The organism is Actinoplanes sp. NPDC051388, from assembly GCF_055586225.1.
On the sequence record NZ_JBVJIP010000008.1, the window covers coordinates 428,535 to 455,253 of the forward strand.

30 protein-coding genes and 1 pseudogene are annotated in these 26,719 nt (G+C 71.7%); 17 read left to right on the forward strand and 14 right to left on the reverse strand.

What is annotated here, in order from left to right:
• Window positions 1-53: 53 nt before the first annotated feature.
• Complete coding sequence (locus tag ACZ6TI_RS22655) at window positions 54-581, reverse strand: hypothetical protein (RefSeq protein ID WP_465347085.1); 528 nt, start codon at window positions 579-581, stop codon at window positions 54-56.
• A 202-nt stretch (window positions 582-783) separates the two neighbouring features.
• Here ACZ6TI_RS22655 and ACZ6TI_RS22660 point away from each other — a divergent pair, with 202 nt between their 5' ends.
• From ACZ6TI_RS22660 to ACZ6TI_RS22675, 4 genes are all read left to right on the forward strand, one after another.
• The gene (locus tag ACZ6TI_RS22660; RefSeq protein WP_465347086.1) at window positions 784-1,632 is read left to right on the forward strand and encodes a hypothetical protein; all 849 of its coding nucleotides are present in this window, start codon (window positions 784-786) and stop codon (window positions 1,630-1,632) included.
• Complete coding sequence (locus tag ACZ6TI_RS22665; RefSeq protein WP_465347087.1) at window positions 1,629-1,919, forward strand: hypothetical protein; 291 nt, start codon at window positions 1,629-1,631, stop codon at window positions 1,917-1,919. The genes ACZ6TI_RS22660 and ACZ6TI_RS22665 overlap by 4 nt, the downstream gene beginning before the upstream one ends.
• A gap of 84 nt (window positions 1,920-2,003) precedes the next feature.
• A complete protein-coding gene (locus ACZ6TI_RS22670) occupies window positions 2,004-3,563 on the forward strand; it encodes a Na+/H+ antiporter (protein WP_465347088.1) in 1,560 nt (519 codons plus the stop codon).
• A gap of 105 nt (window positions 3,564-3,668) precedes the next feature.
• Entirely contained in the window at window positions 3,669-5,123 is a 1,455-nt protein-coding gene (locus tag ACZ6TI_RS22675; protein WP_465347089.1) for an alpha/beta fold hydrolase, read from the forward strand.
• A 28-nt stretch (window positions 5,124-5,151) separates the two neighbouring features.
• On the opposite strand, the gene ACZ6TI_RS22680 is transcribed toward ACZ6TI_RS22675, so the two are convergent.
• A complete protein-coding gene (locus tag ACZ6TI_RS22680) occupies window positions 5,152-6,690 on the reverse strand; it encodes a M1 family metallopeptidase (protein ID WP_465347090.1) in 1,539 nt (512 codons plus the stop codon).
• Window positions 6,691-6,809: 119 nt separating this feature from the next.
• Between ACZ6TI_RS22680 and ACZ6TI_RS22685 the strand changes: the two genes are divergently transcribed.
• Window positions 6,810-8,117 (forward strand): AI-2E family transporter, encoded by a 1,308-nt coding sequence (locus ACZ6TI_RS22685; RefSeq protein ID WP_465347091.1) that lies wholly within the window; start codon window positions 6,810-6,812, stop codon window positions 8,115-8,117.
• Here ACZ6TI_RS22685 and ACZ6TI_RS22690 read toward each other — a convergent pair.
• Window positions 8,114-9,379, reverse strand: a complete 1,266-nt coding sequence (locus ACZ6TI_RS22690) for a prolyl oligopeptidase family serine peptidase (protein ID WP_465347092.1) — start codon at window positions 9,377-9,379, stop codon at window positions 8,114-8,116. The two genes, ACZ6TI_RS22685 and ACZ6TI_RS22690, sit on opposite strands and share 4 nt — an antisense overlap.
• Before the next feature lie 208 nt (window positions 9,380-9,587).
• On the opposite strand from ACZ6TI_RS22690, the gene ACZ6TI_RS22695 reads away from it, so the two are divergent.
• Entirely contained in the window at window positions 9,588-10,001 is a 414-nt protein-coding gene (locus tag ACZ6TI_RS22695; RefSeq protein ID WP_465347093.1) for a DUF6188 family protein, read from the forward strand.
• Here the strand turns inward: ACZ6TI_RS22695 and ACZ6TI_RS22700 are convergent.
• Both ACZ6TI_RS22700 and ACZ6TI_RS22705 read right to left on the reverse strand, forming a co-directional pair.
• Entirely contained in the window at window positions 9,998-10,615 is a 618-nt protein-coding gene (locus tag ACZ6TI_RS22700; RefSeq protein ID WP_465347094.1) for a pentapeptide repeat-containing protein, read from the reverse strand. The two genes, ACZ6TI_RS22695 and ACZ6TI_RS22700, sit on opposite strands and share 4 nt — an antisense overlap.
• Window positions 10,616-10,710: 95 nt before the next feature.
• Window positions 10,711-11,292, reverse strand: a complete 582-nt coding sequence (locus tag ACZ6TI_RS22705; protein WP_465347095.1) for a DinB family protein — start codon at window positions 11,290-11,292, stop codon at window positions 10,711-10,713.
• Between the two features lie 66 nt (window positions 11,293-11,358).
• On the opposite strand from ACZ6TI_RS22705, the gene ACZ6TI_RS22710 reads away from it, so the two are divergent.
• Together ACZ6TI_RS22710 and ACZ6TI_RS22715 are read left to right on the forward strand one after the other, a co-directional pair.
• Window positions 11,359-12,219, forward strand: coding sequence for a YwqG family protein (locus tag ACZ6TI_RS22710; RefSeq protein WP_465347096.1), 861 nt, complete (start codon window positions 11,359-11,361; stop codon window positions 12,217-12,219).
• Window positions 12,220-12,258: 39 nt separating this feature from the next.
• Window positions 12,259-12,605, forward strand: a pseudogene (locus tag ACZ6TI_RS22715) (DoxX family protein).
• Here ACZ6TI_RS22715 and ACZ6TI_RS22720 read toward each other — a convergent pair.
• A complete protein-coding gene (locus ACZ6TI_RS22720; protein WP_465347097.1) occupies window positions 12,579-13,151 on the reverse strand; it encodes a TetR/AcrR family transcriptional regulator in 573 nt (190 codons plus the stop codon). The pseudogene ACZ6TI_RS22715 and the gene ACZ6TI_RS22720 overlap by 27 nt on opposite strands.
• Before the next feature lie 93 nt (window positions 13,152-13,244).
• Here ACZ6TI_RS22720 and ACZ6TI_RS22725 point away from each other — a divergent pair, with 93 nt between their 5' ends.
• Window positions 13,245-14,099: an LLM class flavin-dependent oxidoreductase gene (locus ACZ6TI_RS22725; protein WP_465347098.1), complete on the forward strand. Its 855-nt coding sequence runs from the start codon at window positions 13,245-13,247 to the stop codon at window positions 14,097-14,099.
• Window positions 14,100-14,102: 3 nt separating this feature from the next.
• On the opposite strand, the gene ACZ6TI_RS22730 is transcribed toward ACZ6TI_RS22725, so the two are convergent.
• Entirely contained in the window at window positions 14,103-14,828 is a 726-nt protein-coding gene (locus ACZ6TI_RS22730; RefSeq protein WP_465347099.1) for an SDR family oxidoreductase, read from the reverse strand.
• Window positions 14,829-14,923: 95 nt separating this feature from the next.
• On the opposite strand from ACZ6TI_RS22730, the gene ACZ6TI_RS22735 reads away from it, so the two are divergent.
• From ACZ6TI_RS22735 to ACZ6TI_RS22745, 3 genes are read left to right on the forward strand one after another with little or no spacing between them, the layout of a single operon-like run.
• Entirely contained in the window at window positions 14,924-15,763 is an 840-nt protein-coding gene (locus tag ACZ6TI_RS22735; RefSeq protein WP_465347100.1) for a LysR family transcriptional regulator, read from the forward strand.
• Window positions 15,764-16,807 carry an alpha/beta fold hydrolase gene (locus ACZ6TI_RS22740; protein WP_465347101.1) on the forward strand — a complete coding sequence of 348 codons (1,044 nt, stop codon included), beginning with the start codon at window positions 15,764-15,766 and terminating at the stop codon, window positions 16,805-16,807.
• Between the two features lie 49 nt (window positions 16,808-16,856).
• Window positions 16,857-17,546 carry a methyltransferase family protein gene (locus tag ACZ6TI_RS22745; protein WP_465347102.1) on the forward strand — a complete coding sequence of 230 codons (690 nt, stop codon included), beginning with the start codon at window positions 16,857-16,859 and terminating at the stop codon, window positions 17,544-17,546.
• On the opposite strand, the gene ACZ6TI_RS22750 is transcribed toward ACZ6TI_RS22745, so the two are convergent.
• A complete protein-coding gene (locus ACZ6TI_RS22750; RefSeq protein ID WP_465347103.1) occupies window positions 17,524-17,970 on the reverse strand; it encodes a protease inhibitor I42 family protein in 447 nt (148 codons plus the stop codon). The two genes, ACZ6TI_RS22745 and ACZ6TI_RS22750, sit on opposite strands and share 23 nt — an antisense overlap.
• A 78-nt stretch (window positions 17,971-18,048) precedes the next feature.
• Here ACZ6TI_RS22750 and lysS point away from each other — a divergent pair, with 78 nt between their 5' ends.
• Window positions 18,049-19,749 carry a lysine--tRNA ligase gene (gene lysS, locus ACZ6TI_RS22755; RefSeq protein WP_465347104.1) on the forward strand — a complete coding sequence of 567 codons (1,701 nt, stop codon included), beginning with the start codon at window positions 18,049-18,051 and terminating at the stop codon, window positions 19,747-19,749.
• Here the strand turns inward: lysS and ACZ6TI_RS22760 are convergent.
• Window positions 19,715-20,122 (reverse strand): Imm1 family immunity protein, encoded by a 408-nt coding sequence (locus ACZ6TI_RS22760; protein ID WP_465347105.1) that lies wholly within the window; start codon window positions 20,120-20,122, stop codon window positions 19,715-19,717. The two genes, lysS and ACZ6TI_RS22760, sit on opposite strands and share 35 nt — an antisense overlap.
• Window positions 20,123-20,156: 34 nt before the next feature.
• Between ACZ6TI_RS22760 and ACZ6TI_RS22765 the strand changes: the two genes are divergently transcribed.
• Window positions 20,157-20,678 carry a GNAT family N-acetyltransferase gene (locus ACZ6TI_RS22765; protein WP_465347106.1) on the forward strand — a complete coding sequence of 174 codons (522 nt, stop codon included), beginning with the start codon at window positions 20,157-20,159 and terminating at the stop codon, window positions 20,676-20,678.
• A 66-nt stretch (window positions 20,679-20,744) separates the two neighbouring features.
• On the opposite strand, the gene ACZ6TI_RS22770 is transcribed toward ACZ6TI_RS22765, so the two are convergent.
• From ACZ6TI_RS22770 to ACZ6TI_RS22780, 3 genes are all read right to left on the reverse strand, one after another.
• Window positions 20,745-20,957, reverse strand: coding sequence for a hypothetical protein (locus tag ACZ6TI_RS22770; protein WP_465347107.1), 213 nt, complete (start codon window positions 20,955-20,957; stop codon window positions 20,745-20,747).
• 79 nt (window positions 20,958-21,036) lie between these two features.
• Window positions 21,037-21,687 (reverse strand): nucleoside/nucleotide kinase family protein, encoded by a 651-nt coding sequence (locus ACZ6TI_RS22775; protein WP_465347108.1) that lies wholly within the window; start codon window positions 21,685-21,687, stop codon window positions 21,037-21,039.
• Complete coding sequence (locus ACZ6TI_RS22780; protein WP_465347109.1) at window positions 21,684-22,112, reverse strand: P-loop NTPase family protein; 429 nt, start codon at window positions 22,110-22,112, stop codon at window positions 21,684-21,686. Before ACZ6TI_RS22780 ends, ACZ6TI_RS22775 begins: the two co-directional genes overlap by 4 nt.
• 79 nt (window positions 22,113-22,191) lie before the next feature.
• On the opposite strand from ACZ6TI_RS22780, the gene ACZ6TI_RS22785 reads away from it, so the two are divergent.
• Complete coding sequence (locus ACZ6TI_RS22785; RefSeq protein WP_465347110.1) at window positions 22,192-23,223, forward strand: LLM class flavin-dependent oxidoreductase; 1,032 nt, start codon at window positions 22,192-22,194, stop codon at window positions 23,221-23,223.
• Window positions 23,224-23,225: 2 nt separating this feature from the next.
• On the forward strand, window positions 23,226-23,909 hold the full coding sequence (locus ACZ6TI_RS22790) for an NADPH-dependent F420 reductase (protein ID WP_465347111.1): 684 nt from the start codon (window positions 23,226-23,228) through the stop codon (window positions 23,907-23,909).
• Here ACZ6TI_RS22790 and ACZ6TI_RS22795 read toward each other — a convergent pair.
• Window positions 23,893-24,447, reverse strand: a complete 555-nt coding sequence (locus ACZ6TI_RS22795) for a TetR-like C-terminal domain-containing protein (RefSeq protein ID WP_465347112.1) — start codon at window positions 24,445-24,447, stop codon at window positions 23,893-23,895. The genes ACZ6TI_RS22790 and ACZ6TI_RS22795 overlap by 17 nt on opposite strands.
• On the reverse strand, window positions 24,440-25,270 hold the full coding sequence (locus tag ACZ6TI_RS22800; RefSeq protein ID WP_465347113.1) for an alpha/beta fold hydrolase: 831 nt from the start codon (window positions 25,268-25,270) through the stop codon (window positions 24,440-24,442). The genes ACZ6TI_RS22795 and ACZ6TI_RS22800 overlap by 8 nt, the downstream gene beginning before the upstream one ends.
• 107 nt (window positions 25,271-25,377) lie before the next feature.
• Between ACZ6TI_RS22800 and ACZ6TI_RS22805 the strand changes: the two genes are divergently transcribed.
• Window positions 25,378-26,307, forward strand: coding sequence for a M64 family metallopeptidase (locus tag ACZ6TI_RS22805; protein ID WP_465347114.1), 930 nt, complete (start codon window positions 25,378-25,380; stop codon window positions 26,305-26,307).
• Window positions 26,308-26,719 lie beyond the last annotated feature (412 nt).

The following is a 26,719-nucleotide window of genomic DNA, read 5'->3' on the forward strand; positions in this document are numbered from 1 at the left end:
GAAGCCATCGGCGGATGTCCCGATGACCCGGCCGATCATCCCGGCCGTCTGGGTCACAGGTCATGGCAGACGCGCAGGCCGTAGGCGCGCGCCTTGCTGCGGTATTCGGTCCGCGCCTCGTTGACCTTGACGATGGCGGCGTTGGCGTCCTCCAGATATCCCCGCTCCAAAGCCTGGGCGACGGAGGCCATCTGGAACACCTGCTGCTCGAGCGGATCCAGAATCGCCCGCACAGGTTCTTCGTCGCCGTCCGGGTAGCCGAGGTTCGCCCAGGCCGTGAGCAGTTCCTGATGCAGCTGGGCTTGTGCGGCGAACCAGGTCATGGCGGCCGCCGGGTCGGTCGGGACCGGACCGAGCCCGACATACCTCGTGGCGAACCGCCCGCAGATCCCGTCGACCTGCGCGACATAAGGCGCGCGATCCGGCGGCGGCGGGAGGGGAGGCGGTTGTTTCGGAGCCTGCCACGCGAACAGGGCGAGGATCGCTGCGATGACGGTGAACACGACGCCGATCACCGCGATCGCCGTGCCCTTGGAGTCGTGCCGCGGGGGCGGTGTGGTGGTCGTTGGGGGTGGATACATCGGCTTCTCCTTTCAGATGGCATCGAAAGGATGTGCCGCCCGAGGTCCGGGCCGCCTGAGCCCGCGGTCCCGCATCCGCCGGGCATTCCGCCCGCGCGGATCACGACCGGCACCTCAGGCGCGCATCGGGGCCGCCGCCGCACGATCGGGTTGCCATCGCCACCCGGCGCCGGCAGCCATCTTGATCGTGGGGAGAGAGACCGTGCCTGTGCTGAAGCAGTACTACGAGCCCCGTCGTGGGGACAACTTCCTGACCGCCACCGCCGAGGGCGATCGGGGCGCCGCCGAGTCCGGCTACTCGTTCGTCCGTGCGGAGGGGTTCACGTTCCCCAGCGGGGAGCCGAACACCGTGCCGCTCCGGTCGTACTTCAACAACTTCCGCGGCGACAACTTCACGACCGCCACCGCGGATGGCCATCGCGACGCGGTCGAGGCCGGCTACATGTACGTCCGGGACGAGGGTTACGTGCTGCGGACCGAGGAGCCCGGCACCGTCCCGCTGAAGCTGTTCTGGAACCCCGACCGGGCCGACAACTTCACCACGTCCACGCCGGAGGGTGAGCGCAGCGCTCTGGAGGCCGGCTATCGGTTCGTGCGCGTCGAGGGCTACGTGTCACCGCGGCCGACCGACGTCACGATCGACCTGGACAGCGACATGGAACACACCCACCGCATGATCACGCACGGCGTGATGCTGCGGAACGGCCACGTCGACGCGACCACCCGCACCCTGACCCGGACCTGGTTCGGCGGCTTCGACGGTGCGGTCCAGATCCTGTTCGAGGACGCCAACGGCTTCACCATCGGCGCGACGGATTCGCGCGTGTTCGGAGTGGACGGCACCGCCATCGGTCGCAGCGACCGCACCGATTACTGGAGCCATGAGGCGGGCGCCGACACGGCCGGACGCACGGTCGCCATCCACGTGGCGCACTTCTGGGAGCCGCAGTGGCGGTTCTTCCGGAAGGTCGTCCCGGAGGCGATCGCCATCGCCATGCCGATCGCCGAGCTGATCGCAAAGATCAATGGTGCGGGCGGTAGGAGCGCATGAACGCCCAGGGGTCGGCAACGCAACCGATCGCGAGCGCCTTCGTGGCCCTCGGCTTCCTGACGCTCGTGGCCATCATGTTCTGGCGGGCGACGGAGCCCGGCCGGGACTTCGCGGAGATCTGGGCGGCCTGCGGCACGATCGTCGGCGTCGCCGCCGGTGGCATTCCCGCCTTTTTCTTCAACCGCGAACGGGCCCGCTCCGACAAGAAATCCACGGTGCTCGCCGGCCTGGTCGACAAGGACGACGTCCAACGGCTCCTGGCACAGAACCCCGACGCACTTTCCTGAGCACGGCGGCGACGGCCGGCGAAGCGGCCGGTCGTCGCCCGCTCGACGTGTACTCCGTGATGGGTTCGGGTACGCAGGCCGTTCGTGCTCAGTCTCCTGCTGGTCGTGACGATCGGCGCGGCCGTGCTGTTCTGCACGAGCCTGGCCCGCCGCTTCGGGGTCGCGCCGCCGGCATTGCTGCTCATCGCCGGGGTGCTGCTCGGCTTCGTGCCGGTGCTGCGCTCGGTGCACCTGCCACCCGAAGCGGTGCTGCTCCTCTTCCTGCCGGTGCTGCTCTATTGGGAGAGCTTCACCTCGTCGCTGCGCGAGATCCGCGTCAACCTCCGCGTGATCGTCATGCTCAGCACCCTGCTGGTCGCGGCGACGGCCGCCACCGCCGCGGTGGCCGCGCACCTGCTCGGGCTCCCCTGGGGCCCGGCCTGGGTGCTCGGCGCCGCGCTGGCACCCACCGACGCCACCGCCGTCGCGGTGCTGGGCCGGGCCCTCCCCCGCCGGATCGCCACCACACTGAAGGCCGAGAGCCTGGTCAACGACGGCACCGCCCTGGTGATCTACGCGCTCGCGGTCGGCGTCACGATCGGCGAGGAGCACGTCGGCGTCCTGCGGATCTCCGGCCTGTTCGTCCTCGCCTATCTGGGCGGCATCGCGATCGGCCTGGCCACCACCTGGCTCAGCGTGCAGCTGCGCAAGCGGCTGGAGGATCCGTTCCAGCACAACGTCCTGGCCCTGCTGACACCGCTGGCCGCCTATCTGATCGCGGAGACCGTGGAGGCCTCCGGCGTGCTGGCCGTCGTGGTCAGCGGGCTGTGGGTCAGCCGGGCGTCGCCGCGGCTGTTCTCCGCCTCCGCCCGGCAATACGTGCAGACCGTCATGGGCTTCCTGACCACCCTGGCCAACGCCGCCCTGTTCGTGCTCGTCGGCCTCGAGGTGCAGGCGGCCGTCCGCGGGCTCGACACGGTCGGCCTGATCAACGCGCTCGCCGCCGTCGCCGCCGTGTCCGCGGCGGTGATCGGGATCCGGTTCGCCTGGCTGTTCACCAGCCCCTATCTGATCCGGGTGATCGACCGGCGGCCGCGACAGCGGGAGATGCGGCTGGGCGGACGGCCGCGCACGGTGATGGCGGCGGCCGGCTTCCGCGGCGCGGTCTCGCTGGCCGCGGCGCTGGCCGTGCCGCACACCGTGGAATCGCGCGATGTGATCATCTTCGTCACGGCCGGGGTGATCGCGGTGACGTTGCTGGTGCAGGCGCCGCTGCTGCCCCGGATCGTGCGCTGGGCCCGGCTCGAGTCCGGCGGCGAGGCCGAGCGGGAGCGCCGGCTCGCCGAGACCACCGCGCTCGAACACGCGATGGAAGCCCTGCCCGGGCTGGCCGGCGATGTCGGCGCCGGCCAGGACGTGGCCGGCCGGCTCCATGACGAGTACGACCGCCGCCTGCGGATCCTGCGCACCGAATCCCCCGGCGACGCGCAGCAGTGGGAGGAGCAGTACCGGGCGCTGCGGCTGGCCGCCCTGGCACACAAGCACGACACGGTGGTGCGCCTGCGCGACGACGGCACCATCGACGACGACGTGCTGCGCCACATCCAGACCGGCCTCGACCTCGAGGAGGTCCAGATCCGCAACCACGGCTTCGGAAGAAGCTGATCAGCTTGAGTAACAGGCGTTACAGCCGTAGGGACGGTTTTCTGGTGTACGGCCGACCGGTCCACCGGCTTACCCGTCACCGCGGCCGGTGGCAGCGTCGGGCACATGCCACTCCTGCAGCGCTTTCTCGTCTCCGGATCACTCGCCGTCACCCTTACCCTCGGCTTCAGCCCACCGGTGTCCGGGCAACCGCCGAGCATCACCTGGGCGCCCTGCCCGACCGCTCCCAGCAAGCAGTGCGGCACCATGCGCGTGCCGATCGACTGGGCGAAACCGCGCGGTGAGCAGCTCACCGTCGCGGTGGCGCGGCGACCGGCGGACGACCCGGCCCGGCGGATCGGCACCCTCTTCTTCAACGCCGGCGGACCCGGCGACGGCGAGGTGAAGTACGTCGTGGACAACGACGATTGGTACTTCTCCCCCGCCCTGCGCGAGCGCTTCGACATCGTCGGGGTGGACCCGCGCGCGACCGGCGGCAGCGGCCAGATCCGGTGCGACGTCCCGATCCTGACGCCGTCCTACACGATGTTCCCGCGCACCGAGCAGCAGTTCGACGCGATGCTCCGGCACAACCGCGCGGTCGGGCGCAGCTGCCTCGAGCAGACCGGGGCACTGCTGGCGCACACCGACACGGTCAGCGTGGCCCGCGACCACGAGGCCGCGCGCGCCGCCCTCGGCGTCGACCGGGTGAGCTGGCTGGGCGTCTCGTACGGCACCCAGCTCGCCGCCAACTATGCGGAGCTGTTCCCGCGGCGCACCCGGGCGATGGTGCTCGACTCCGCGCTGGAACACAGCCTGCCGGAGAACCAGCAGGTCGCCGACGAGGCGATGGCCGTCGAGGACTCGTTCAACCGGTTCGCCGCGTGGTGCGGCACCACACCGGACTGCGCCCTGCACGGCCGGGACGCCGCCGCCGTCTACGACCGGCTGGTGGCCGGCGCCGAGCGGCAGCCGATCCCGGTCGACGGCGCGTTGCGCCCGGTCACCAGCGAGGACATCCGGATGCGGACGATCAACCTGTTGACCTTCAAGGAACCGGGCTTCGCCGGGCCCGACTACTCCTGGGCCGGCCTGGCGCGGGTGATCGCCGCCGCGGTCGCGGGCGACGCCTCCGGATTCGCTCTGCCACCGGCCGAGTTCCTGCAGCAGGAACTCGCCTCGCGGCTGGCCATCGGCTGCATGGAGTACGCACCTCAGGTGCACACCTGGGCCGAGATGCAGCAACGCCTCCAGCTGGGCCGGCAACTCGCGCCGCACCTGCAGGGCGCCGCCGAGACCTGGCAGGTCACCCGGTGCATCGGCTGGCCGGTCCGGCCGGCGAACCCACCCCGGACGCTGGCCGTGCGCGGTGTGTCCACGATGATCGTGCACCCGGTGCACGACCCGTCCGACGCCTACAAGTGGGCGCACGGGCTGGCCGCCCAGATCGAGGGCAGCACCCTGCTGACCCGCACCGGCGACGGACACACGTCCTATCACTCCTCCGAGTGCGCCCGGGTCGCGACCGATCAGTATCTGATCCGGCCGCAGGCGCCCGCCGACCGAGTCTGCGAAGACTGACGCAGAGCCGGCCGGCGAGCGCCGCCGGTCACCGCCGGCGTGCCAGGGCTGGAGTGAGCGCCCTGGTCGTCGGCGCGGGCGGGTTCACCGTCCAGTCCGGGTGGCCGGGCATCGGCGGGGTCGCGGTGCCGTAGAGCCAGTCGTTCAGGAAGTGGTTCAGGTTCTTGCCGGAGATGCGCGACGCCAGGGCGATGAAGTCCTGGGTGGACTTCGACTCACCGCGGTTGCGGGCCACCCAGGCACGCTCGAGGCGCTGGAAGTCGCGGGCGCCGATCTTCTGCCGCAGGGCATAGAGGACGAGCGCGCCGCCGTCGTACACGTTCGGGTTGAACACGTCCCAGATCGAGTCGGCGCCGAGCGGGTGGGCCACGGGGCCGTACTCCTTGCGATATTCGTCGCCGCGGGCATAGACCGCCTTGAAGTAGTCCTCCACGGTGGCCTCGCCGGTGAACTCCTCGAGCACCCCGGTCTCGTCGGCGTAGGCCACCTCGTACCAGGTGGCGTGGCCCTCGTTCTGCCACACGTCACTCCAGTTGGCCGGGGCCACGCTGTCGCCGAACCACATGTGCGCCAGCTCGTGCGCCATGATCGGGTCCAGCACGAACTTCGGCGCGCCGAACAGCAGGGTGTCGTAGAGCGACAGGGTCTGGGTCTCCAGCGCGAAGCCCAGGTCGGTGTCCACCACCAGCGAGCCGTAGTTCTCGAACGGGTACGGCCCGACCTTGCCGACCATCCACTCCATCTGCGCGCGCTCGACCTCGGCCTTCGGCAGCAGGTCGTCGGCCAGCCGGCGCGGCACCACGTCGCGGATCGGCACGCCGGCCGCGCGCGGCCGGTCGTGCACCACGAAGTCGCCGACCGCGGCCTGGATCAGCTCACTGGCCATCGGCCGGGACTCGCGGAAGATCGACGAGACGTAGCCACCCTCGTGGCGGTCGCCGATGTGCCGGCCATTGGCGACCCCGGTCCAGCCCTCGGGCGCGGTCAGCACGATGGTGTAGGTCGCCATGTCGCGCGGGTGGTCGTTGCTGGGGAAGTACTGATGCGACTGGTCCGGCTGGCCGGCCATGAAGGTGCCGTCCACGGTGGTCACGAAGCCCGCCGGGGACTCGGCGTTGGCCTCGATCGGGGTCGCGGTGAAGTCGCTGACCACGACCCGGAAGATCTTGCCCTTGGCGAGGTAGTGACGCGGGGTGACGACCAGCTCGTCGCCGTCGCGGGTGAAGGTGGCGGATCGGCCGTTCACACTCACCGCGCCGACCGCGTCACCGCCGAAGTCCAGGTTGAACCGGGAGAGATTCTGGGTGGCGACCGCGGTGATCGTCACCTGGCCGGTGACGGTCTGCTTCGGATCCTTCTGCGGATAACGCACCCGCAGGTCGTAGTCCTGAACGTCGTAGCCGCCGTTGCCGAGCAGCGGATAGAGCCGATCACCGAGGCCGGCCGAGCCGGGCGCCGGAGCGCCACCACCCGCCTGGGCGGGCGTCGCCAGGCCGACCGTTCCGACCAGCGCCGCCACCGCACCGGCGAGTAATACAGAGAGACGATTGCCGATTGACGTCTTCATGCCCGGCGACGCTACGCCCCTCGCCGATCCCCGCAATCGATTTGTCGATCGCCCAGGTGCGGAAACGATCCTCGCGCAGGCGCTGTTTCCCGGGGGGCCGGGCAGGGAACGCAGCTGCCATGGAATGGGTCTCGACCGTACGGCAGCGCGCGCAGGAACGGCTCGACGCCGCCCGTCAGCGCACCGCACCTCCGCCGTTCGTGGCCGGCGACGAGTTCGCGGCCACCCCACAGCCGGTCGTGGTGGTGGACGCGAAACCGACGGCCGACGACGGGCTGCCGTCCGGCGTGCGCACGGCCGGCGCCTGGGCGCTGCGCTTCATCCTCTTCGTGGCTTCGGCCTACCTGCTGATCCGGCTGATCGCCCTGCTGCGCGTGGTGATCATCCCGGTCGCGGTCGCGGTGCTGCTCGCGGCACTCTTCCAGCCGGTCTCCACCTGGCTGCGCAGGCGCGGCATGAACCGGTCGCTGGCGGCCGGCCTGGTGCTGATCACCGCGCTGGTGGTGGTCTTCGGCGGGCTGGGCCTGATCGTGCAGACCTTCATCTCCCAGCTCGACAACCTCACCAGCCAGGTCAGCCAGGGCATCGGCGAGGTGCAGGCCTGGCTCGCCCAGGGCCCGCTGCACATCTCCGAGGACCAGATCAACGACGTCATCGCGGACGCCCAGAAGGCGCTCACCGACAACCGCAGCGCACTGACCTCGGGCGCCCTCGGCGCGGCCACCACCATCGGCGAGGTCGTGGCGGGCTTCTTCCTGGTGCTCTTCTCGCTGTTCTTCTTCCTGCGCGACGGCGGCCAGATCTGGACGTTCCTGTGCCGACTGCTGCCCCGCCCGGCCCGGGTCCCGACCGCCCGCGCCGGCCACTACTCCTGGCACACCCTGGTCTCATATGTGCACGCCACCGTGCTGGTCGCCTTCGTGGACGCCGTCGGCATCGGCATCGGGCTGGCCCTGATGCACATTCCGCTGGCCCTGCCGCTGGCCGCGCTGGTCTTCCTCGGCGCCTTCATCCCGGTGATCGGCGCGACCATCACCGGCGTGGTCGCGGTGCTGGTCGCACTGGTCACCCAGGGCCCGGTCAGCGCGCTGGTGATCCTGTGCGTGGTGATCGGGGTGCAGCAGCTCGAGGGTCACGTGCTGCAGCCGCTGATCATGGGCCGGGCGGTGGCCCTGCACCCGCTGGCGGTGATCCTGGCGATCGCGGCCGGCGTGGTGGTGGCCGGCATCGTCGGCGGCCTGGTCGCGGTGCCGCTGCTGGCGGTGCTCAACACCGCGGTGCGCTATCTGGCGAACCACCCCGAGGGGCAGCCGACACCGGACCGCGAGCCGCCTGGCACGCGGCCCGCCGACGACGACGATGCCGACGCCGCGCCGGACCCGCACGAGCCGCCGCCGGCCGCGACCTCCCTGGGCGTCCCCGCCTAGCGCCGTTGCTGGGCCATCCACTGCCAGATGTGGGTGCCGTCGATGCTCGGGTCGTTGCGGGCGACGTAGATCCACGACCAGTGGCCGGGGAACTGGTGGCCGTTCCAGACGACGTGGTCGTAGAGCGTCATCAGTGAGCCGGGGATCAGCTCGTGCGCGTGCACGGTGTTGGGCGCCGGCGGCACGGTGGTGTCGTCCAGCGACGTGACCAGCCAGGTCGGGGTGCTGATCCGGGCCAGTTCGGCGTCGGTGATCTGGGTCGGGCCGCCCGGCTGCAGGGACGTGACGACGCCGCAGATCGGCACCGACGCGGCATAGGTGTCGGGGTAGATGGTGGTCATCTTCAGGCTCATGTAGCCGCCGTTGCTGCAGCCGGCCACATAGATCCGGTCCGGGTTGATGTCGTACCTGCGCACCAGGTCGCGGACGATCTCCTGGATCAGCGGGGCGAAGCGCGGGCCGTCCTCGAGCCAGAAGGACGTGCTCTGCGGCGCCACCACGTAGGCGCCGTCGAAGATCTGCTGCGCCTCCCGGGTGGCGAAGCCCAGCGCGCCGCGGTTGGCCCGCAGCGTGGTCTCGTTGTCGTAGTAGCCGTCCGGCAGCGAGGCGCCCTCACCGCCGCCGTGCAGCCAGACGACCAGCGGGCGCCGGCCCCGGCCGTGCCGCGGCGAGTAGAGCCGGTACTTCATGCCCGAGCCGGAGATGCGGTAGCCGAACGCGTCCACCTCGGGGTTCGCGATCCGGCCCTGGACGAACGCGTCGATGGTGACCGGGCGGGCGTGCCGGCGGGCCAGCGGGGCGTTCTGGGTGATCGTGTAGACGAGGTCGAGGCGCACGTTGCGGCCCTTGCTCACGATGTAGCCCAGCGTGCCCCCGCCCAGCTGGCCCTCGGCGTGGCTGAGTTCGAGCACGATGTCGCCGCGGACCAGCCGGGCGGCGGTCACCGTGCGGTCCAGGTCGTACTCGCTGAAGATCTGGTCGCCGGGCGCGAGCGGAATCGGGCTGGTCGCCTTTGCGTGCACGCTGAAGGTGCCGGCGGTCAGGCTCGCCGGGTCGATCGGACCGAGCTTGGCGGTGTCCAGGGTGAGCGAGACGACCTGCTCACCGCCGTCCAGCACCTCGGCGTTGAGCCGGAATCGCACGCTCGTCTCATGACCGGCGGCGTGGGCCGACGTCGGGAGGGCCGCGGCGGGAAGGGCCAGGCCGGCGGCGGCGCCCGCGCCGGCGGCCAGAACGGAACGACGGCTGACGGGCATGACCATGCGGGCTCCTCGGTTTCGGCACCGTTTCGAAGTTCATCGCAGTGACATCGGTCTATCACAATGCATCACCGCGGGGGAAGGGAACCGAGGGCGGCTGTGCCGGTTCACGAATCTCTCCGGAACCTTTAAGGCTCTCTTATGGAAGGCCGGGCTACGTTCCTGCGTACCCACTCCTACGAGCCGATCGAGGTCCTCCATGTTGCCAGTCATGGTCGCCGACATGGGCGCCGGCGGGCGTCCGCGACAGGCCCGGACGATCACCCAGCTGGTCGGGCGCAAGCTGGAGTACGTGCGGCTCGGCCACGCCATCGTGCTGAGCTTCACCGGCGGCCGGCAGGTGCTGATCGAGACCGTCGCCCACCTGAACTCCCCCAGCGGCCGGGTCGACGTCGAGCCCGGCGAGAACCCCTCGGACATCCTCGCCACGCTGCTCGGCGACGTCGTCCGCACGGCACGCACCCGCGACACCGGCGAGCTGGAGATCTGCTTCGCCGGCGGGGCGGAGTTGCTGGTCGGCGTCGACGACGACGTCGAGTCGTGGGCGGTGGCCGGCCCGGACGGCTTCCTGATCGTCTGCCTGGCCCGCGGCGAGCTGGCGGTCTGGGGCGACCCGGGCCGTTAGCGGCGTGCGGGCTTGAGCACGGCGACGTCCGCGCCGCGCGCCCGCAGCCACCCGGCCAGCTCGTCCCCGTCCAGCTCCGGCGGCTCACCGACGTGCAGCGGCCCGAACACGGATCCGCGCGCGCCGGTCAGGATCGCGCCGGCCAGCCGGCTGCCGCCCAGCGAGGTCTGGTCGAACTCCGCCCCGGCCAGGTCGGCGCCCTGCAGATCGCAGCTCAGCCCGGCTCCGGCCCACTGCGTGCGGCGCAGGGCCGCACCACGAAAATCAGTCTGGTACGCCTCGGCGCGGACGAGTTTCGCGTCGTCCAGCACCGCGCCCTGGGCATCGGCGTAGTCCAGCACGGCCTTGCTCAGCAGCGCGCCGGTGAGGTCGGCGTCCCGCAGCGAGGCGCCCGGCAGTTGCGCGCCGAACAGATCCGTCCCGCGCAGACCGACCCCGTCGAGGCGGGCGCCGTTGAGCCAGGCGCCGTCCAGGGCCATCCCGTCGAGGACGGCGCCGCGGAGGTCCAGCTCGAAACCGGCGAAGGGCTCCCCGGTCCGGTCCCGCAGGAACTCCTCCAGCGCCGTGCGGGCCCGCGGGTCGTCCGGCCACCGCTCGGGCGTACCAGAAGTCATCGTTCTTCCTCCCCGGCTGTCCCGACCATCAAAGCGCGCCGGATCGCGCCCCGCCGACCCGGAGGCCGGTTGCTGCCTGCGGTGCGGGATGGCCGTCACTGGCCCAGGCGGCCGTCGATCCGCTCGCGGAGCAGGTCGACGTGGCCCATGTGGCGGGCGTACTCCTCGATCGTGCCGAGCAGGACCTCGCGCAGTGACAGCGCGCCCCCGCCGCTGCCGTGCTCGTTGGCCGAGTCGTCGGCGGTGATGTCGAGACTCGGCGCCTCGGCGACGAAGCGGGTCGAGAACTCCACCTCCGCGCGCCAGACCGCCCAGGCCTCCTCGACCATCTTGGGGTCGGCCACGGCGCCGTCGAAGTCGCCGTCCCGGTCGGTCTCGGAGGTGTAGAGCTTGGGCACCTGCTGCCCGGCCATCAGCACCCGGAACGTCGCCCGCTCGACCTCGGCGAGGTGTCGCACCATGCCGAGCAGCGACATCGTCGACGGCTCGACCGAGCGCCGCGCCATCTGCTCGGCGTCGAGGCCCGCGCACTTCATCTCGAGCGTGAGGCGCTGGCAGCGCAGCGCCTCGGCCAGCGTGCCGCGCTCGTCGGTCAGGTGCGGACCGTGCTCCCGCGGATCGTCGTCGGAGGGTCTGCCGTCGGCGGTGAACATGTCGGCGCGTCTGCTGGTGCCCATGCCGCCATCCTCGGCGGGCCGGGACGGGGCAGCAAACGGATTAACGGGGCGCTAACGTCTGCGGCCGTGAACCTCACCACCCCCGCCGCACCGGCCGATGTAGAGGCTGCCTTCCCCGAGTTCGCCGGGCAGGCACGCGCCACCGTGCGCCTGCACCCGCGCGCCGGGCAGCCGACGCTGCGGGACAGCTCGCTCGGCGGGCCGCTGCTCTGGCCGGCCGACGAGCCGTGGCCGTTGTGCGAGTCGCCGGACCACGAGGACGAGCCGCCGCCGATGGTCGCGGTGCTGCAGATCTTCGCCCGCGACGTGCCGGAGCTGCCGTTCCCCGCGAGCGCCGACGTGCTGCAGGTGCTGTGGTGCCCGGCCCTGCACGAGCCGGGTTGCTGGCCATTGCGGACCGAGCGCTGGCGCACCGCCGCCGACGTCGCGGACGTGCTGGCCGAGGAGCCGGAGGTGGACCACGATGAGGTGGAAGGCGGATACCTGCCGGAGCCCTGCCTGCTGCACCCCGAGTGGGTGACCGAATACCCGGACGCCTGGGATCTCGACGGCGACCTGCGCGACCGCGTCGAGGCGTGGAGCGGCGAGCAGGGCTGGAGCTACTTCTCCCACCTGGGCGTGGCCCCCGGCACCAAGGCGGGCGGCTGGCCGGACTGGATACAGGACCCGGAGTGGCCGGACTGCGACTGCGGCAAGCCGATGACGCACCTGCTCACGATCGCGAGCGACGAGGCCGACGGCCACTCCTGGCGACGCTGGGTGCCGGCCGAGGAGTTCCCGCTGGACCGGCGCCGGGAGGCCCCAGCCGCCGAGATGTTCCAGCACACCCGCGATTCGGGACTATCGCTGGGCGACCTCGGCAGCATGTACCTGTTCGTCTGCGAGTCCTGCGACCACCGCCCGGTCGCCGACGTCAGCCAACACTGAGCCCCGTCACAATCCGCGGGGCCGGCTCGTCCCTGGGGCATGTTCGCCACCTACGTCACGGTCACCGTCCTCGCCGCGGTCTTCAACGGAATCGCGGCCGTCACCTATCTGATCGGCCACGACTATCCGAAGGCCCAGGCCGACCTGAAACGGGTGCCGCACTCCTGGCTGCCCCGGCTGGGTTCGGCGCTGGCGGCGGGCTCGCTCGGGCTGCTGGCCGGCTTCGTCGTCCCGTTGGTGGGCACGCTGGCCGCGGCGGGCCTGGTGCTCTATTTCATCGGCGCGCTCATCGCCCACCTGCGGGTCGGTTCCCGAAAGCTGACCGGCTGGGCGTCTTCTTCGTGACCGCCGCCGCCGCGCTAGCCGTGCAGGTGATCCACGCGTAGCCCGGCCAGGAGCAATCCCACCACGCGCCGGGCATCGTAGCGCGCGTCTTTGTTCGCGCCGATGCAGAGGTTGCCGACGGCGAACATCAGCTCGAACGCGTCCAGGCCCGGGCGGGTCTCCCCGGCCCGCTCGGCGGCGGCCAGCAGGTCGGCGCAGACCGGCACCAGCCGTTCGAGGAAGGACGCGTGCAGCGTCACGAAGGTCGCGTTGTCGGACTGCAGCGCCTCGGCCAGCCCGTGCTTGGTGACCAGGAAGTCGACGAACAGGTCGATCCACCGGGTCAGCGCGGCGTGCGCCGACTCGCTGTTCGCCAGCAGCGCTGGGCCGGCCTCGGCACAGGCCTCGACCTGGTGCTGATAGACGGCGACGACGAGATCGGCCCGGGTCGGGAAGTGCCGATAGATCGTGCCCACCCCGACCCCGGCCTTGGCCGCGATGTCCCGCACAGGCGCGTCGACGCCGGCCGCCACGAAGGTCGCCGCGGCCGCCTCCAGCAGCGTCTTCTCGTTGCGCCGGGCGTCCGCCCGCTTCCCCGGTGGCGCCACGGGAACACCCCTCCTTGCAAACCGGAACACGGTTCCGTATGTTGGTTACCGGAACCCGGATCCGGTTAACCATGATGCCTCAGGAGGGAACCGATGCCAAGCTTCGGGATCATGACCGCGCCGATGCAGGTCGGCTATGACGACATCCTCCGAGTCTGGCGCGAGGCGGACGAGGTCGCCGAGATCGAGCACGCCTGGCTGTTCGACCACTTGATGCCGATCGGCGGCGATCCGGACGGGCCGGCCTTCGAGGGCTGGACGCTGCTGTCGGCGCTGGCCGCGCAGACCCGGCGCCTGCGGGTCGGCCTGCTGGTGACCAGCAACCGGTTCCGCCCGCCGGCGATGCTGGCCAAGATCGCCACGACCGTCGACATCGTCTCCGGCGGGCGGCTCGACTTCGGCATCGGGGCGGGCTCCCGGCCCGGCCACCCGATCGCCCGGCGCGAATACGAGGCGCACGGCCTGCCGTATCACGACTTCGCCCACTCGGTCGGCGACCTGGCCGAGGCGTGCACGGTCATTCGGCGCCTGTGGACGGCGTCCGAGCCGTTCGACTTCGACGGCGAATACGTGCGGCTCAAGGGTGCTTTCGGCAATCCCAAGCCGGTCCAGCGCCCGCACCCGCCGATCGTCATCGGCGGGCGCGCCGCGGCCACCCTGCGCGTCGTCGCCGAGCACGCCGACGTCTGGAACATCCCCGGCGGCGACCTGGCCGACGCCGTCGAGCGCAGTGCCCTGCTGGACCGCTACTGCACCGAGATCGGCCGCGACCCGGCGACGGTCACCCGATCGATGTTCCTGCCGGTCTCCGATGACCAGCCGAAGACCACCCGGGCCGCGATCGACGAGGCGGCCGCCGCCGGCTTCCAGCACTTCGTCCTCGGCCTGAACCCGCCCTATCCGGCTGGGGTCGCGCGCTGGGTCGCCGACGAGGTCATCGCCGGTTGACGGTCACCAGGGAACGACGCCGGCGTCCTCGAAGAAGCCGCCGGTCGGGCCGTTGTCGGGCAGGGTGGCCAGCGTGATGGCGATCGCGGCGCCCTGTTCCGGGGTGCGCACGCCGCGGAAGCCGTTGAGGTCGGTCGCGGTGTAGCCCGGGCAGCCCGCGTTGATCAGGATGTTCGTGTCCGCCAGCTCCTTCGCATATTGGATGGTGAGGGCGTTGAGGAAGGACTTCGACGGTGAATATGCGGCGGACAGCGGACCGGTCTCCCCCGCGGGATCGCTCTGCCGGGTCAGCGAGCCGACGCTGCTGGACATGTTCACGATGCGCGGCGCGGACGAGCGGCGCAGCAGCGGCAGCATCGCGTTGGTGACCCGGATGACGCCGACCGCATTGGTCTCGAACGCGGCCCGCACCGCCCCGAGGTCGGCGATCGTGGGTTGCTGCGGCATGCCGCCGGTCACGCCGGCGTTGTTGACCAGCACGTCCAGCCGGCCGGCCCGCTCCTGGAGCAGCCGGGCCGCGGCGGCCACGCTCGCGTCGTCGGTCACGTCCAGCGGCACGCCGAACGCGTCCGCTCCGGCCGCACGCAGTTTGTCCACCGCCGCGTCTCGGCGCTGCTCGTCGCGGGCGCCGACGCCGACACTCCAGCCGAGGGCGCCCAGGCCCGCCGCGATCTCGTACCCGATGCCCTTGTTCGCGCCGGTGACCAGCACGATCTTCGATTCGCTCATGTCACCGATGCTTTCCTCGCGCGAGGTGGCCCGCCAACACCGTCTGGGTAGCCGTCGATACCTCCCGGGTATCGATCGGGCGTAGGGTGGCCGGCATGGAGACTCGGGAGCTGCGATATTTCGTGGCGGTCGCCGAGGAGCTGCACTTCGGCAAGGCCGCGCAACGGCTGCGGATCGCGCAGCCGCCGCTGTCCCGGGCGATCCAGCAGCTCGAGCGGCGGCTCGGCGTGGCCTTGCTGGAGCGCACCAGTCGCGCGGTGCGGCTGACCGAGGCCGGGTCGGTGCTGCTTCGCGAGGGCAGGGCGGCCCTCGACGCGGTCGACGCCGCCGACCGCCGCACCCGCCGGGCCGCGTCCGGCGAGGCCGGCCTCGTCCTGGTGGCGAAGGCCGGGGCCTCCACCGAACTGCTTTCCAAGATCCTTGACGGGTACGCCGCGGAGCCCGGCGCGGTGCCGGTGGACGTGGTCCTGTGCGGCGTCGGCGAGCAGGAGCGCCGCCTGCGCGACGGCCGGGCCGACGTGGCGCTGCTGCACCTGCCCTACGACTCGACGGCCGGCTTCGACACCGAGGAGCTGTGCCCGGAGAGTCAGATCCTGGTGCTGCCCGCCGGAAGCCCCCATGCGAGCCGGCCGCACCTGCTGATGGCCGAGGCGAGTGCCCTGCCCGGCCTGCCGCTCCCCCGCTGGCCGCACCCCGACGGCAGCTATCCGGACGGCCCCGGCCCGGAGGTGCACGAGCACGCCCAGCTGTTCCAGCTCGTCGCGCTCGGCCGGACCGCCGTGATCCTGCCGGAGTCGGTGCGCAGCCACCTCGGGCCGGACCTCGCGGCCGTGCCGGTGCCGGACGCCCCGGCCGTGACCCCGGTGATCGCCTGGCCGCCGCACAGCCGATCGCCGCACCTGGCCGGCCTCATCCGGGCCGCGAGGCGGGCCTGAATGGGCCAGCGGATCGCGTTCACCACGTCGCCCGCCGGCCGCCGCATCGGATACTCGGTGACCGGCAGCGGGCCACCACTGGTCTATGTGAACGGCTGGCTCAGCCACCTCGAGCTGAGCTGGGCGATGCCGGCCGAACGCGCCTACTACGAGGCGCTGGCCGACGGCCGCCGGCTGATCCGCTACGACAAGCCGGGCTGTGGCCTGTCCAAGGGCGAGTCCGAGTCCGAGTGCGAGTGCGAGAAGGCGCGGCACGCGATGGCGGACGAGCTGGACGCCCTGCGGGCGGTGATCACCGCGACCGGGGTGCGCCGGTACGACCTGATGGGCGCGTCCACCGGCGCTGCGGTCGCGGCGGCGTGGGCGGCCGGGCAGCCGGAGTCGGTGACGCGACTGGTGCTCTACGGCGGCTGGCCACACGGTCCGGACGTGACCTCGCCGGCGATCCAGCAGCACGTGCTCGGCCTGGTGCGGCAGCACTGGGGGCTGGCCGCCGACCTGCTCGTCGACATCTTCGCGCCGGACGCGGACGCCGCGACCCGGGCGGCGGTCACCCGCTACCAGCGGGAGTCGGCCACCGCTGGGACGGCGTGCGCGATGCTCGCCATGGCGTACCGGATGAATGTCCTTGATCTGCTGCCCTCGATCGTCGCGCCGACGCTGGTGGTGCACCGCGAGCGCGATCGAGCCGCACCGATCGCGCAGGGCCGGCGGCTGGCCGACGGCATCCCGGGGGCGCGGTTCGAGGTGCTGCCGGGGCGGTCGCACCTGCCCTACATCGGGGACGCGGCCGCGCTGACCTCGATGATCCGGCGCTTCCTGGGGCTGCCGGGCCGGCATCGGGGCGCCGCGCCGACGCTGACCGCCCGGCAGCGCGAGGTGGCGGCGCTGATCGCCGAGGGCTGCACGAACCGCGAGATCGGCGAGCGGCTCGGCATCGCGGAACGGTCCGCCGAGGCGCACGTCGAGCGGATCCGCTACCGGATGGACTTCCGGTCACGGTCCCAGATCGCCGCCTGGTACGTGGCCACCACCGCGAACTGAGGTATTTCCCGGCCTGCCTCGGGTGGGCCCGCGTGCCGACGATGGACGGATGCGCCTCTACGCCCTCATCGCCTACGTCTCCTTCCTGCTCAGCAGCGCCTGGGCGATCGCCTTCCTGGCCGGCCGCGGCATCGACGGACCCGCCACCAGCCCGGCCTGGGCGGCGGTGGCGATCGACTCCGCGCTGCTGCTGATCTTCGCCGTGCACCACTCGGTGCTGGCCCGCGCGGGCGTCAAGCGACGCCTGGCCCGGTTCCTCCCACCGGCCGCCGAGCGCAGCACTTTCGTGCTGGTCGCGAGCCTGCTGCTCGCCGCCCTGCTGGGCCTCTGGCAACCGATCCCGGCGGTGCTCTGGCAGGTCGGCCCGCCGTGGTCGGTGGCGATCTGGGTGGTCTACGCGCTCGGCTGGGTGATCGTGGTCTGGTCGACGTTCATGGTCGATCACGCCGATTTCCTCGGCCTCAAGCACGCCCCGCCGGTCTTCACCGAGCGCTGGCTCTACACCTGGTGCCGGCACCCGATGATGCTGGGCCTGGTGATCGCGTTCTGGGCCACCCCTCGGATGACCGCCGGGCACCTGCTCTTCGCGGTGTCCTCGACCGCCTACATCGCGGTCGGCATCCGCTTCGAGGAGCGCGACCTGCGGGCCCGTTTCGGCGCCGAATACGAGGAGTACGCGAGCCGCGTCCCGGCGGTCGTGCCGGTCCGGCGCCCGGTCAGCCGGCCACGGTCACTTTGATCGTCACCGGGTCGACCGGTCCGCGGTCCGGCATCGGCTCGCAGGCGGCCGGCCGCGAGCGATAGCAGTAGCGCAGCGTCAGTTCGGTGGCGCCGGCCCCGGCCGTGCCGAAGTGCCAGCTCAACTTGCCGCCGCAGCCGGGCTGGTCGCATTCGGGATCGTGCTCGTCGCCCTCGTCGGTCAGCACGGCCGGGTCCGGCGGCGTGACCAGGAACCAGCCGTCGCCGATCGAGCTGTTCCACTCGCCGAGGTCGACCACCAGCTTGTCGCCCAGCGGGACGGTGGCGGTGCCCGACTCGGTGCCGTCGACATGCGTGCCCACTTCGCCCTTTTTGTCGACCGAGACGACGGTCTCCTCGTCGCCGCAGCCGGCCATCGTCACCAACAGGCAGGCCGCGAGGGCGGCGGTCGCGATCTTTCGCATACCAGCAACGTAGGGGCCGCTCCCCCGCGCTACCTCACCCGAAAGCGCCAACGAACCGGCGGCTGAAAGGATGGAGGCATGTCCAAGACTGCCGAGACGGAATGGGTCAACCGCTTCGCGGACGAGGTGATCGCGGAGTCCGAGCGCCGGGCGCCCGGCAAGCCCGTCGTGTGCGCTTCCGGGCTGAGCCCGTCCGGGCCGATCCACCTCGGCAACCTGCGCGAGGTGATGACGCCGCACCTGGTCGCGGACGAGATCCGGCGGCGGGGCTTCGAGTGCGACCACCTGATCTCGTGGGACGACTTCGACCGGTTCCGCAAGGTGCCGGCCGGGATCGACGAGAGCTGGGCCGAGCACATCGGCAAGCCGCTGTCCTCGGTGCCGGCGCCGGCGGGCAGCGCGCACCCCAACTGGGCCGAGCACTTCAAGGCCGCGATGATCGACGCCCTGGCCGACCTCGGCGTGGTCTTCCGCGGCATCAGCCAGACCGAGCAATACCGGGCCGGCGCCTATCGCGAACAGATCCTGCTGGCGATGCGGGAGCGGGCCGGGATCGACGCGATCCTGGCGCGTTATCGCACCAAGGCCGCGCCCGCCGTCGAGGAGGGCGCCGAGGGTTCCGGGGCGGCGACCGAGGACGACGGCAGCGCCGGGGGGCAATATTTCCCCTACAAGCCGTACTGCACGGTCTGCGAGCGGGACTCGACGACCGTCACGGCCTATGACGACGCCACCACCGAGCTGACCTACACCTGCTCGTTCGGGCACGGCGAGACCGTCAAGCTCACCGAGTTCACGCACGGCAAGCTGGTCTGGAAGGTGGACTGGCCGATGCGCTGGGCCTATGAGGGCGTGATCTTCGAACCCTCCGGCGTCGACCACAACTCGCCGGGCTCGTCCTTCGTGGTGGGCACCCAGATCGTCCGGGAGATCTTCGGCGGCGAGGCGCCGATCGGCCCGATGTACGCGTTCGTCGGCATCACCGGCATGGCCAAGATGAGCAGCTCCAAGGGCGGCGTGCCGACCCCCGGCGACGCGTTGCAGATCATGGAGACCCCGCTGCTGCGCTGGCTCTATGCCCGCCGCCGCCCCAACCAGAGCTTCAAGGTCGCCTTCGACCAGGAGATCCACCGCCTGTACGACGAGTGGGACGCGCTCGGCGCCAAGGTGTCGGCCGGCACCGCCCCCGCGAACGACGCGATCGCCTATGACCGGGCCCGCCGCACCGCCGGGGCGGAGCTGCCGGTGACGCCGCGGCCGCTGCCCTACCGGATGCTGGCCTCGGTCGCCGACATCACCACCGGGGAAGAGCAGCAGATGCATCGCATCCTGCACGACCTCGATCCGGAACGGCCGATCGACAGCCTGGACGAGGTGCGGCCCCGGCTCGACCGCGCGGTGCGCTGGGCCGCCGAGCAGATGCCGGCCGATCAGCGTACGCAGGTCGCCACCGCACCCGACGCCGAGCTGCTGGACAGCCTCGACTCCGACGAGCGGCGGTCTCTTCAGCTGCTGGTCGAGGGGCTGGACGAGCACTGGTCGCTGGCCGGCCTGACGACGCTGGTCTATGGCGTGCCGAAGAAGATGCTCGGCCTGCCACCGGACGTGGCGCCGACCGCCGAGCTCAAGGCCGTCCAGCGCCGCTTCTTCATCCTGCTCTACCGCCTGCTGACCGGCCGCGAGACCGGCCCCCGCCTGCCCACCTTGCTGCTGGCGATCGGCGCCGACCGGGTCCGCGGCCTGGTCACGGCGCCTCCTGGATCTCCCACCGGTCACTGAAGCCGTTCGGAAAGCCGGCCGTGAACTCGTCGAGCGCGGCCAGCGCCTTGTCCCGGTCGACCAGTTCGGAGCGCTTGAACACGCCCTTCTGGCCGCCGCACACCAGGGCGACCTCGGCCGAGCCGGCGTCCCGGTCCAGCAGTTGCAGGATCCGCTCGTCGGCGGTCTCGCCGGTCACCAGATAGAGCTCCGGGCCGCCGGACACCGACAGGTAGCGCCAGGGATCGTCCGCCGAGAGGGAGACCTCGGTGTGCTTGTCACCGTCGAGCCGGTCGACGGCCTCGGTGATCTGCTCCGGCGAGGGGCCAGGGGTCTCCCACGAGCGGTTTCTGTTCCCCTGTCGCTCGTCGCCGCCCAGCTTCATGCGCGTCATGGCGTCGATAATGGACCGATGAGGGGTGAGTTGCATGGCTGAGCTGATTCTGCCGACCGTGCGCCTGCACGCGGCCTTTCTGGACTGCCGCGACGACTGGGGGCCAGGGCTGCACGAGGACGGCTTCGGGCTGGGCGACGACGATGACATCGACTCGCCGGAGGGCTTCGCCGCGTGGGTGGGCGAACGGCTCCGGCGCACGCACCCGAACGGCGTGCCGTGCCCGGCCGAGAGGCACGGCTCACCGCGCTGGATCGTCGAGGACGGCCGTGTTCTCGGCGGGATCGTGCTGCGGCACATCTTCGACGACGAGGTCGGCCACATCGGTTACGGCGTGCGCCCGTCCGCGCGCCGCCGCGGCCTGGCCACCTGGGCGCTCGGCGAGATGCTCGGCGAGGCCCGCGCCGCCCTGGGCCTCGACCGCGTGCTGGTCCCGTGCCTCGCGGACAACGTCGCCTCCGCCCGCACGATCGAGCGCAACGGCGGTGTCCTCGAAGGGATCCGCGAGACCCCGCACGGGCCGGTCCGGCGTTACTGGATCGCCCTGGACCGGTGACCTCGGCTCGCCTCGCGGTCCCCCGCGGTGGCGCCGGTCGCCGGTTCCGGTCACCGGACCCGCTGGTCAGGCCAGGCCCTCGAGCCAGCGATCGATCGGATTGGCCACCTCGGCGACCGCGCGGCGCACCCAGGAGAAGTGGTCCACCCGCACGCCGTCGGGGGCGCGCGCCTGCCTGCGGTCGGCGCCCGCGGCGCGCCGGGCCAGCAGGGCTGGCGGCCGCCGAACCCGAGCCGGTGCCTGGGGGCTCGGCGGCCCGGTCCGGCTCCCGCACCTCATATCCGACGCGGTGCCCGTCGTCGGCGATGGCGGTGGACGTCGTGGTGACAGGCATGCCGGCGGAACGGGTCGAGGACACTCATGCGGGCTCCTTCTCGTTGCTCAGCTGGAGGATGCGATCGGCGCGGGGCCGGGTCGACGCGATCAGGTCGGCGTTGCGCTGATCCGAGCCGTAGGAACGGTCGTGCGCCTCATCCGGGCTGCGGCCGAAGCGCATGTGCCGGGCGACCAGCCGCTCCAGCCGGACGTCCTCGCCCGGGTCCACATACCAGATCTGGTCGATCAGGGCGGCTGTGCCACGCCACCGGTCGTCGTCGACGAGCAGGTAGTTGCCCTCGGTGACGACCAGCGGCGTGTCCCGATGCACCGGCACGACACAGGCGATCGACTCCTCGATGGCGCGGTCGAACTCGGCCGCGTACACGATCTCGTCGGTCTGCGGCCGCAAGCGGCCCAGCAGAGCCTGATAACCGGCCGCGTCGAAGGTGTCCGCGGCGCCCTTGCGGTCGTGCCGGTCGAGCCGGCGCAGCTCCAGGTTGGACAGGTGGAAGCTGTCCAGGCCGACCAGCACCGCCCGGTCGCCGAGCGCCTCGGTCAGGTCCCGGGCCAGGGTGGACTTGCCGGCCCCGGGCGCGCCGGTGATGCCGAGGATCCGCCGCTGACCGTCGGCGACGAGCCGGCGGGCCGACGCCACCAGTTCGGCGAGGCCGACCCGCTCCGGCGCGGTCACGCGGCGCCGCCGTCGAGCCGCAGGGACTGGGGTGACTTGGCGCCGGTCATCACCGCCACCGCCTCCTCCATGCTGGTCCTGCCGGGTTCGACCAGGGCGATGCGCCGCCCCAGCCGATGGATGTGGATGCGGTCCGCGACCTGGAACACGTTCGGCATGTTGTGGCTGATCAGCACGACGGGCAGTCCGTTCTCCCGGACCCGTTCGGTCAGTCCGAGGACCTGGTTGGTCTCGCGGACGCCGAGCGCCGCGGTGGGCTCGTCCATGATGACCACACTGGTCGCGCAGGCCGCGACCCGGGCGACCGCGACGGCCTCGGCCTGCTGCACGCCGATCTGATGCCCGCGCTCGACGAGTTCGGGGCACGCGGCCTGCGGGCGCTTCCGGACGGCCCGCGACCAGGTGGACCGGCGGCGGGCGGGCATAAGCACACCCCCGGCCGGTGTTTGACGCGTCAAATACTTCAGGTCATAGTTGACGAGTCAACCAACGGAAGGCAGGACGATGAGCAACCTCGTGATGGGTCTCGACACCTTCGGCGATGTGCCGGTGGACGCTTCGGGCGTACCCCTCACCCAGGCCGCCGCGATCCGGCAGGTGATCGACGAGGCCGTCCTCGCCGACGAGCTCGGCGTCGATGTGATCGCCCTCGGCGAGCACCATCGGCCGGAGTATTCGATCTCCAGCCCGGAGACCGTGCTGGCCGGCATCGCCGCCCGGACCAGCCGGATCAAGCTCGCCTCCGGCGTCACCGTGCTCAGCTCCGACGACCCGGTGCGGGTCTTCCAGCGGTTCGCCACGGTGGACGCGATCTCGCGGGGCCGCGCCGAGGTGATCCTGGGGCGCGGGTCGTTCACCGAGTCGTTCCCGCTGTTCGGGTACGACCTGAGCGACTACGACGTGCTCTTCGAGGAGAAGCTCGACCTGTTCGTGAAGCTGCTCGACGAGAAGCCGGTGACCTGGGCCGGCACCACCCGCGCGGCGCTCGACGACGCCGAGGTGTTCCCGAAGACCGAGTCCGGCCGGCTGCCCACCTGGGTCGGCGTCGGCGGGTCGCCGCAGTCCGTCGTGCGCACCGCCCAGCACGGGCTCGGGCTCATGCTGGCCATCATCGGCGGGCAGGCCGCGCGCTTCGCGCCGTACGTCGACCTCTATCGCCGTGCCACCGAGCAACTCGGGACGCAGGCGCACCCGGTCGGCATGCACTCGCCAGGGTTCGTGGCGGACACCGACGAGCAGGCCAAGGAGATCTTCTTCCCGGCGTACAAGGAGCAGATGGACCGGATCGGCAAGCTGCGCGGATGGCAGCCGATGACCCGGATCCAGTTCAACAACGAGGTGGCGAACGGCTCGCTCTACGTGGGTTCGCCGGAGACGGTCGCCCGCAAGATCGCGGCCGCGGTGCAGGTGCTCGGCGTGGGGCGGTTCGACCTGATCTACACCGTCGGGCCGCAGCCGGTGGACGCCCGTACCCGTGCGGTCGAGCTCTTCGGATCGAAGGTCGCGCCGATGGTCCGCGAGATCGTGGCGAGCTGACCGTGACCACCATCGGCATCCTCGGCGCGGGGAAGGTCGGCACCGTGCTGGCCCGGCTCGCGGTCGCGGCCGGCGATCAGGTCCTGATCGCCGGCTCCGGCGACCCGGCGAAGATCGCCCTGATCGTCACGGTGCTGGCGCCGGGGGCGGAGGCCGTCACCGCGGCCGAGGCCGCCGGGCGCGCCGACATCGTGGTGCTGGCCCTGCCGCTCGGCAAGCACCGCGCGGTGCCGGTCGAGCAGTTGCGCGGCAAGCTGGTCGTGGACGCGATGAACTACTGGTGGGAGATCGACGGCATCCGCGACGACCTGACCGACCCGCGCACCTCGTCCAGCGAGATCGTGCAGGAGTTCCTGCCCGGCGCTCGCGTCGTGAAGGCCTTCAACCACATGGGTTATCACGATCTGGAGAGCGGGTCGCGGCCGCCGGGCGCGCCCGACCGCAAGGCGATCGCGCTCGCCGGCGACGACCCCGCCGACGTCGGCAGGATCGCGGCCCTCATCGACGCGCTCGGCTTCGACCCGGTGGTGGCCGGGCCGCTGGCGGAGGGGGTACGCATGCAGCCGGGCACCGAGTTGTTCGGCGCGAACACCGACGCGAGTGAGATCCGGAGGATGCTCGACCGCTTCCCCGACTCCGAGCACGGCCGCCTCGTCGCCGAGGCCCGCCTCAGCGCAGACCGGTGATCAGCGTGTCGACCAGGAAGCGGTAGCTGCGGTCGACCTCGCGCGGCAGTCCGAAACCGCCCGCGTTCTCCAGGACGGCGAAGCCGTGCAGCGCGGATCGCAGGGCGCGGGCGGCATCGACGGCCCGGTCGTCGCGCAGCCCGAAGCCGGCCAGCACGTCGAAGAAGACCCGCAGCGCCGCCTCGCCCGCGCGTCGCCCTTCCCGGTCATCGGCCGCGGGCGCGCGGACGGTGGCGGCATAGCGGCCCGGGTGGTCGAGCACCCAGCGGCGGTAGGCGCCGGCGATCGCGTGCACCGCGTCCGGCCCGGAACGCCCGACCGCCGCCCGGCCCAGCGCCTCGCCCATGTCCCGGAAGGCCTGGACGGCGATGCCGCGCCGCAGGGCGTCCAGCGAGTCGACGTGCTTGTAGAGCGACGGCGTGCGGACGCCGACCCGGTCGGCCAGCCGGCCCATCGTCAGGCCCGCGAAGCCGATCTCGTCGGCGAGCGCCGCGCCGGCCGCGACCACGGCGGCCGGGTCGAGCCCCGCCCTAGGCACGGACGGAGTCCAGGAACGTCCGCATCGCCGCGGCCACCCGCCCGGGGAACTGGACGTGCGGGTAGTGCCCGGCGCCGGGGATCATCTCGAGGCGGCCCAGGCCGTCGGGCAGCGCGGCCACGATCGCCTCGCCCTCGGCCCGCGGCGAGGCCCAGTCGGGGTCGTCGGCGCCCATCACCACGAGCACCGGGCAGCGCACGTTGCCCAGCTGGGCGCCGGCGTCCACCGGCGCGGACCGGCCCATCAGCTGCAGGGACTTCATCCGGCCCGGCTCGCGCAGCATCGCGTCGATCCGGGCGAGGCTCGCCGCCCAGTCCGCCGGCTTGGTGCCGGGGTAGGCCACGTCCAGGTATTGCTTCCAGAGCCGGACGCTGCCGAACACGCCGGCGCCGACCAGCCGCAGCATGCCGCGGCGGAAGCGGGACACCCGCAGGTCACCGAGCGAGATCTGCTGCTTGCGGGTGAACGGCGCCAGCTCGACCACCGCGGCGATCAGGGCCGGAGCCTTCGCCGCGGCGATCGTCGCCGCGCCACCCGAGATGGAGTGGCCGACCAGGATCGCCGGACCACCCAGGTGGTCGATCAGGGCGATCAGGTCACCCGCGATGTCGGTGCGCGTGATGGACGCCCACCCCACGCTGGACTCCCCGGATCCGCGCAGATCGACGGCCGCGACCCGATATCCGGCCTCGACCAGCTCCGGGGCGAGGAACCGATATGCCTCGCGGCTGTTGCCCATGCCGTGGGCGAGCACGACGAGCGGCCCGGCGCCGGTCACCTCATAGGCCAGCGTGCCGCCGTCGACGGTCAGGAACTCGGTCATCACAACCTCCAGCATTGGCTAAGTTCGTTAGCTCAAAAGCTACTGCCATTAGCCAACGCTTGTCAAGCGCCGCAGTCATCCACGTTTGTCGATGTATGCTGGCGCCCATGCGCAGGCTCCTGTCGGCCGCGGCCGTCCTTCTGCTCGCCGCTCCCCCTGCGGACGCCGCGGCCACGGTGAGCTTCGAGGTATTCTCGCCCGACGGCGCCATCGCCCGCGCCGCGGTCGCGATGTCCGCCCTGCCCCGGGCATCCCGGTCGGCCGCCGTCGAGGCCGAGGTCTACCCGATCCAGCAGACCGGCGACCCCGCCGACCGTTACGACCTGGTGTTCGTCGGCGACGGCTACACCGCCGACGAGCAATATCTGTTCGGCAGCCAGGTGGTCGCGCGCTGGGAGCAGCTCGTCGCGCACGAGCCGTTCAAGTCGCTCAAGGACAAGTTCAACGTGTGGGAGGTCGACGCGGTCTCCCGCCAGTCCGGCTCGGACCACGATCCGACCCGCGGCGTGCAGAAGGACACCGCGCTCAACGGCGGCTACTTCTGCGGCGACCTCGACCGGCTGATCTGCGTCGACGACCGCATCGCCCGGCAGTACGCGGCCCTCGCCCCCGGCGCGGATCAGGTGCTGGTGCTGGTGAACAGCGGCACCTACGGCGGCTCCGGCGGCGGGGTGACCGTCTCGGCCGGCGGCAACCCGCAGTCCGGCGACATCGTCACGCACGAGCTGGGCCACTCGGTCGGCGGCCTCGAGGACGAATACGGCGGCGACTGCACCTATTCCGGCGGCGAACCCGGCTATCCGAACGCCTCCACGCTCACCGAGTCGCAGATGCGCGAGCGCAACGCCAAGTGGGCGGCACATCTCGGCCGGCCCACGCCCGACGGCGGCGTGATCGGCACCTTCGAGGGCGGCTCATACTGCGACCGCGGCGTCTTCCGGCCCAGCCAGAACTCGATCATGCGGTCGCTCGGGCGGGAGTACAACCTGATCGGCATCGACGCGATCACCGCGGCGGTCAACGCGCGCGTGCGCTGACCCATCTAGGCGACGTCGGGTCTGGTCATCAGCGGCGACCGCAGGTGCAGGGTCAGATCGGGTGCGAGTCGGCAGAACGTAGTCAGGTCAGGGCAGGCGAAGCCGCTCTCAGGGGTAGCGTCCGGAACGGCGAGGTCTAGCTGGCTCTACAGGCTGCTGATAGCCCTTGCGACTAGTGCGGGGTCGTCGCACTGGGGGAAGTGCAGGCCGCGGGGGACGGTGAGCTCGTTCACGTCGGGCCGGATGCGTCTCCATCCGCGTCGGAAGCGGAAGTAGTCGCCGAACTGGCCGAACACGGTCAGCGTGGGGGTGGGGGGGGGCGCCCCCCCAAACCAGTTTGGCCCCCGAAAGAAAGGCTTGGTCCGCGCCGCGTCGGTGGACACGTGAGGCACGGAACCCCCCCCTGAAAGGT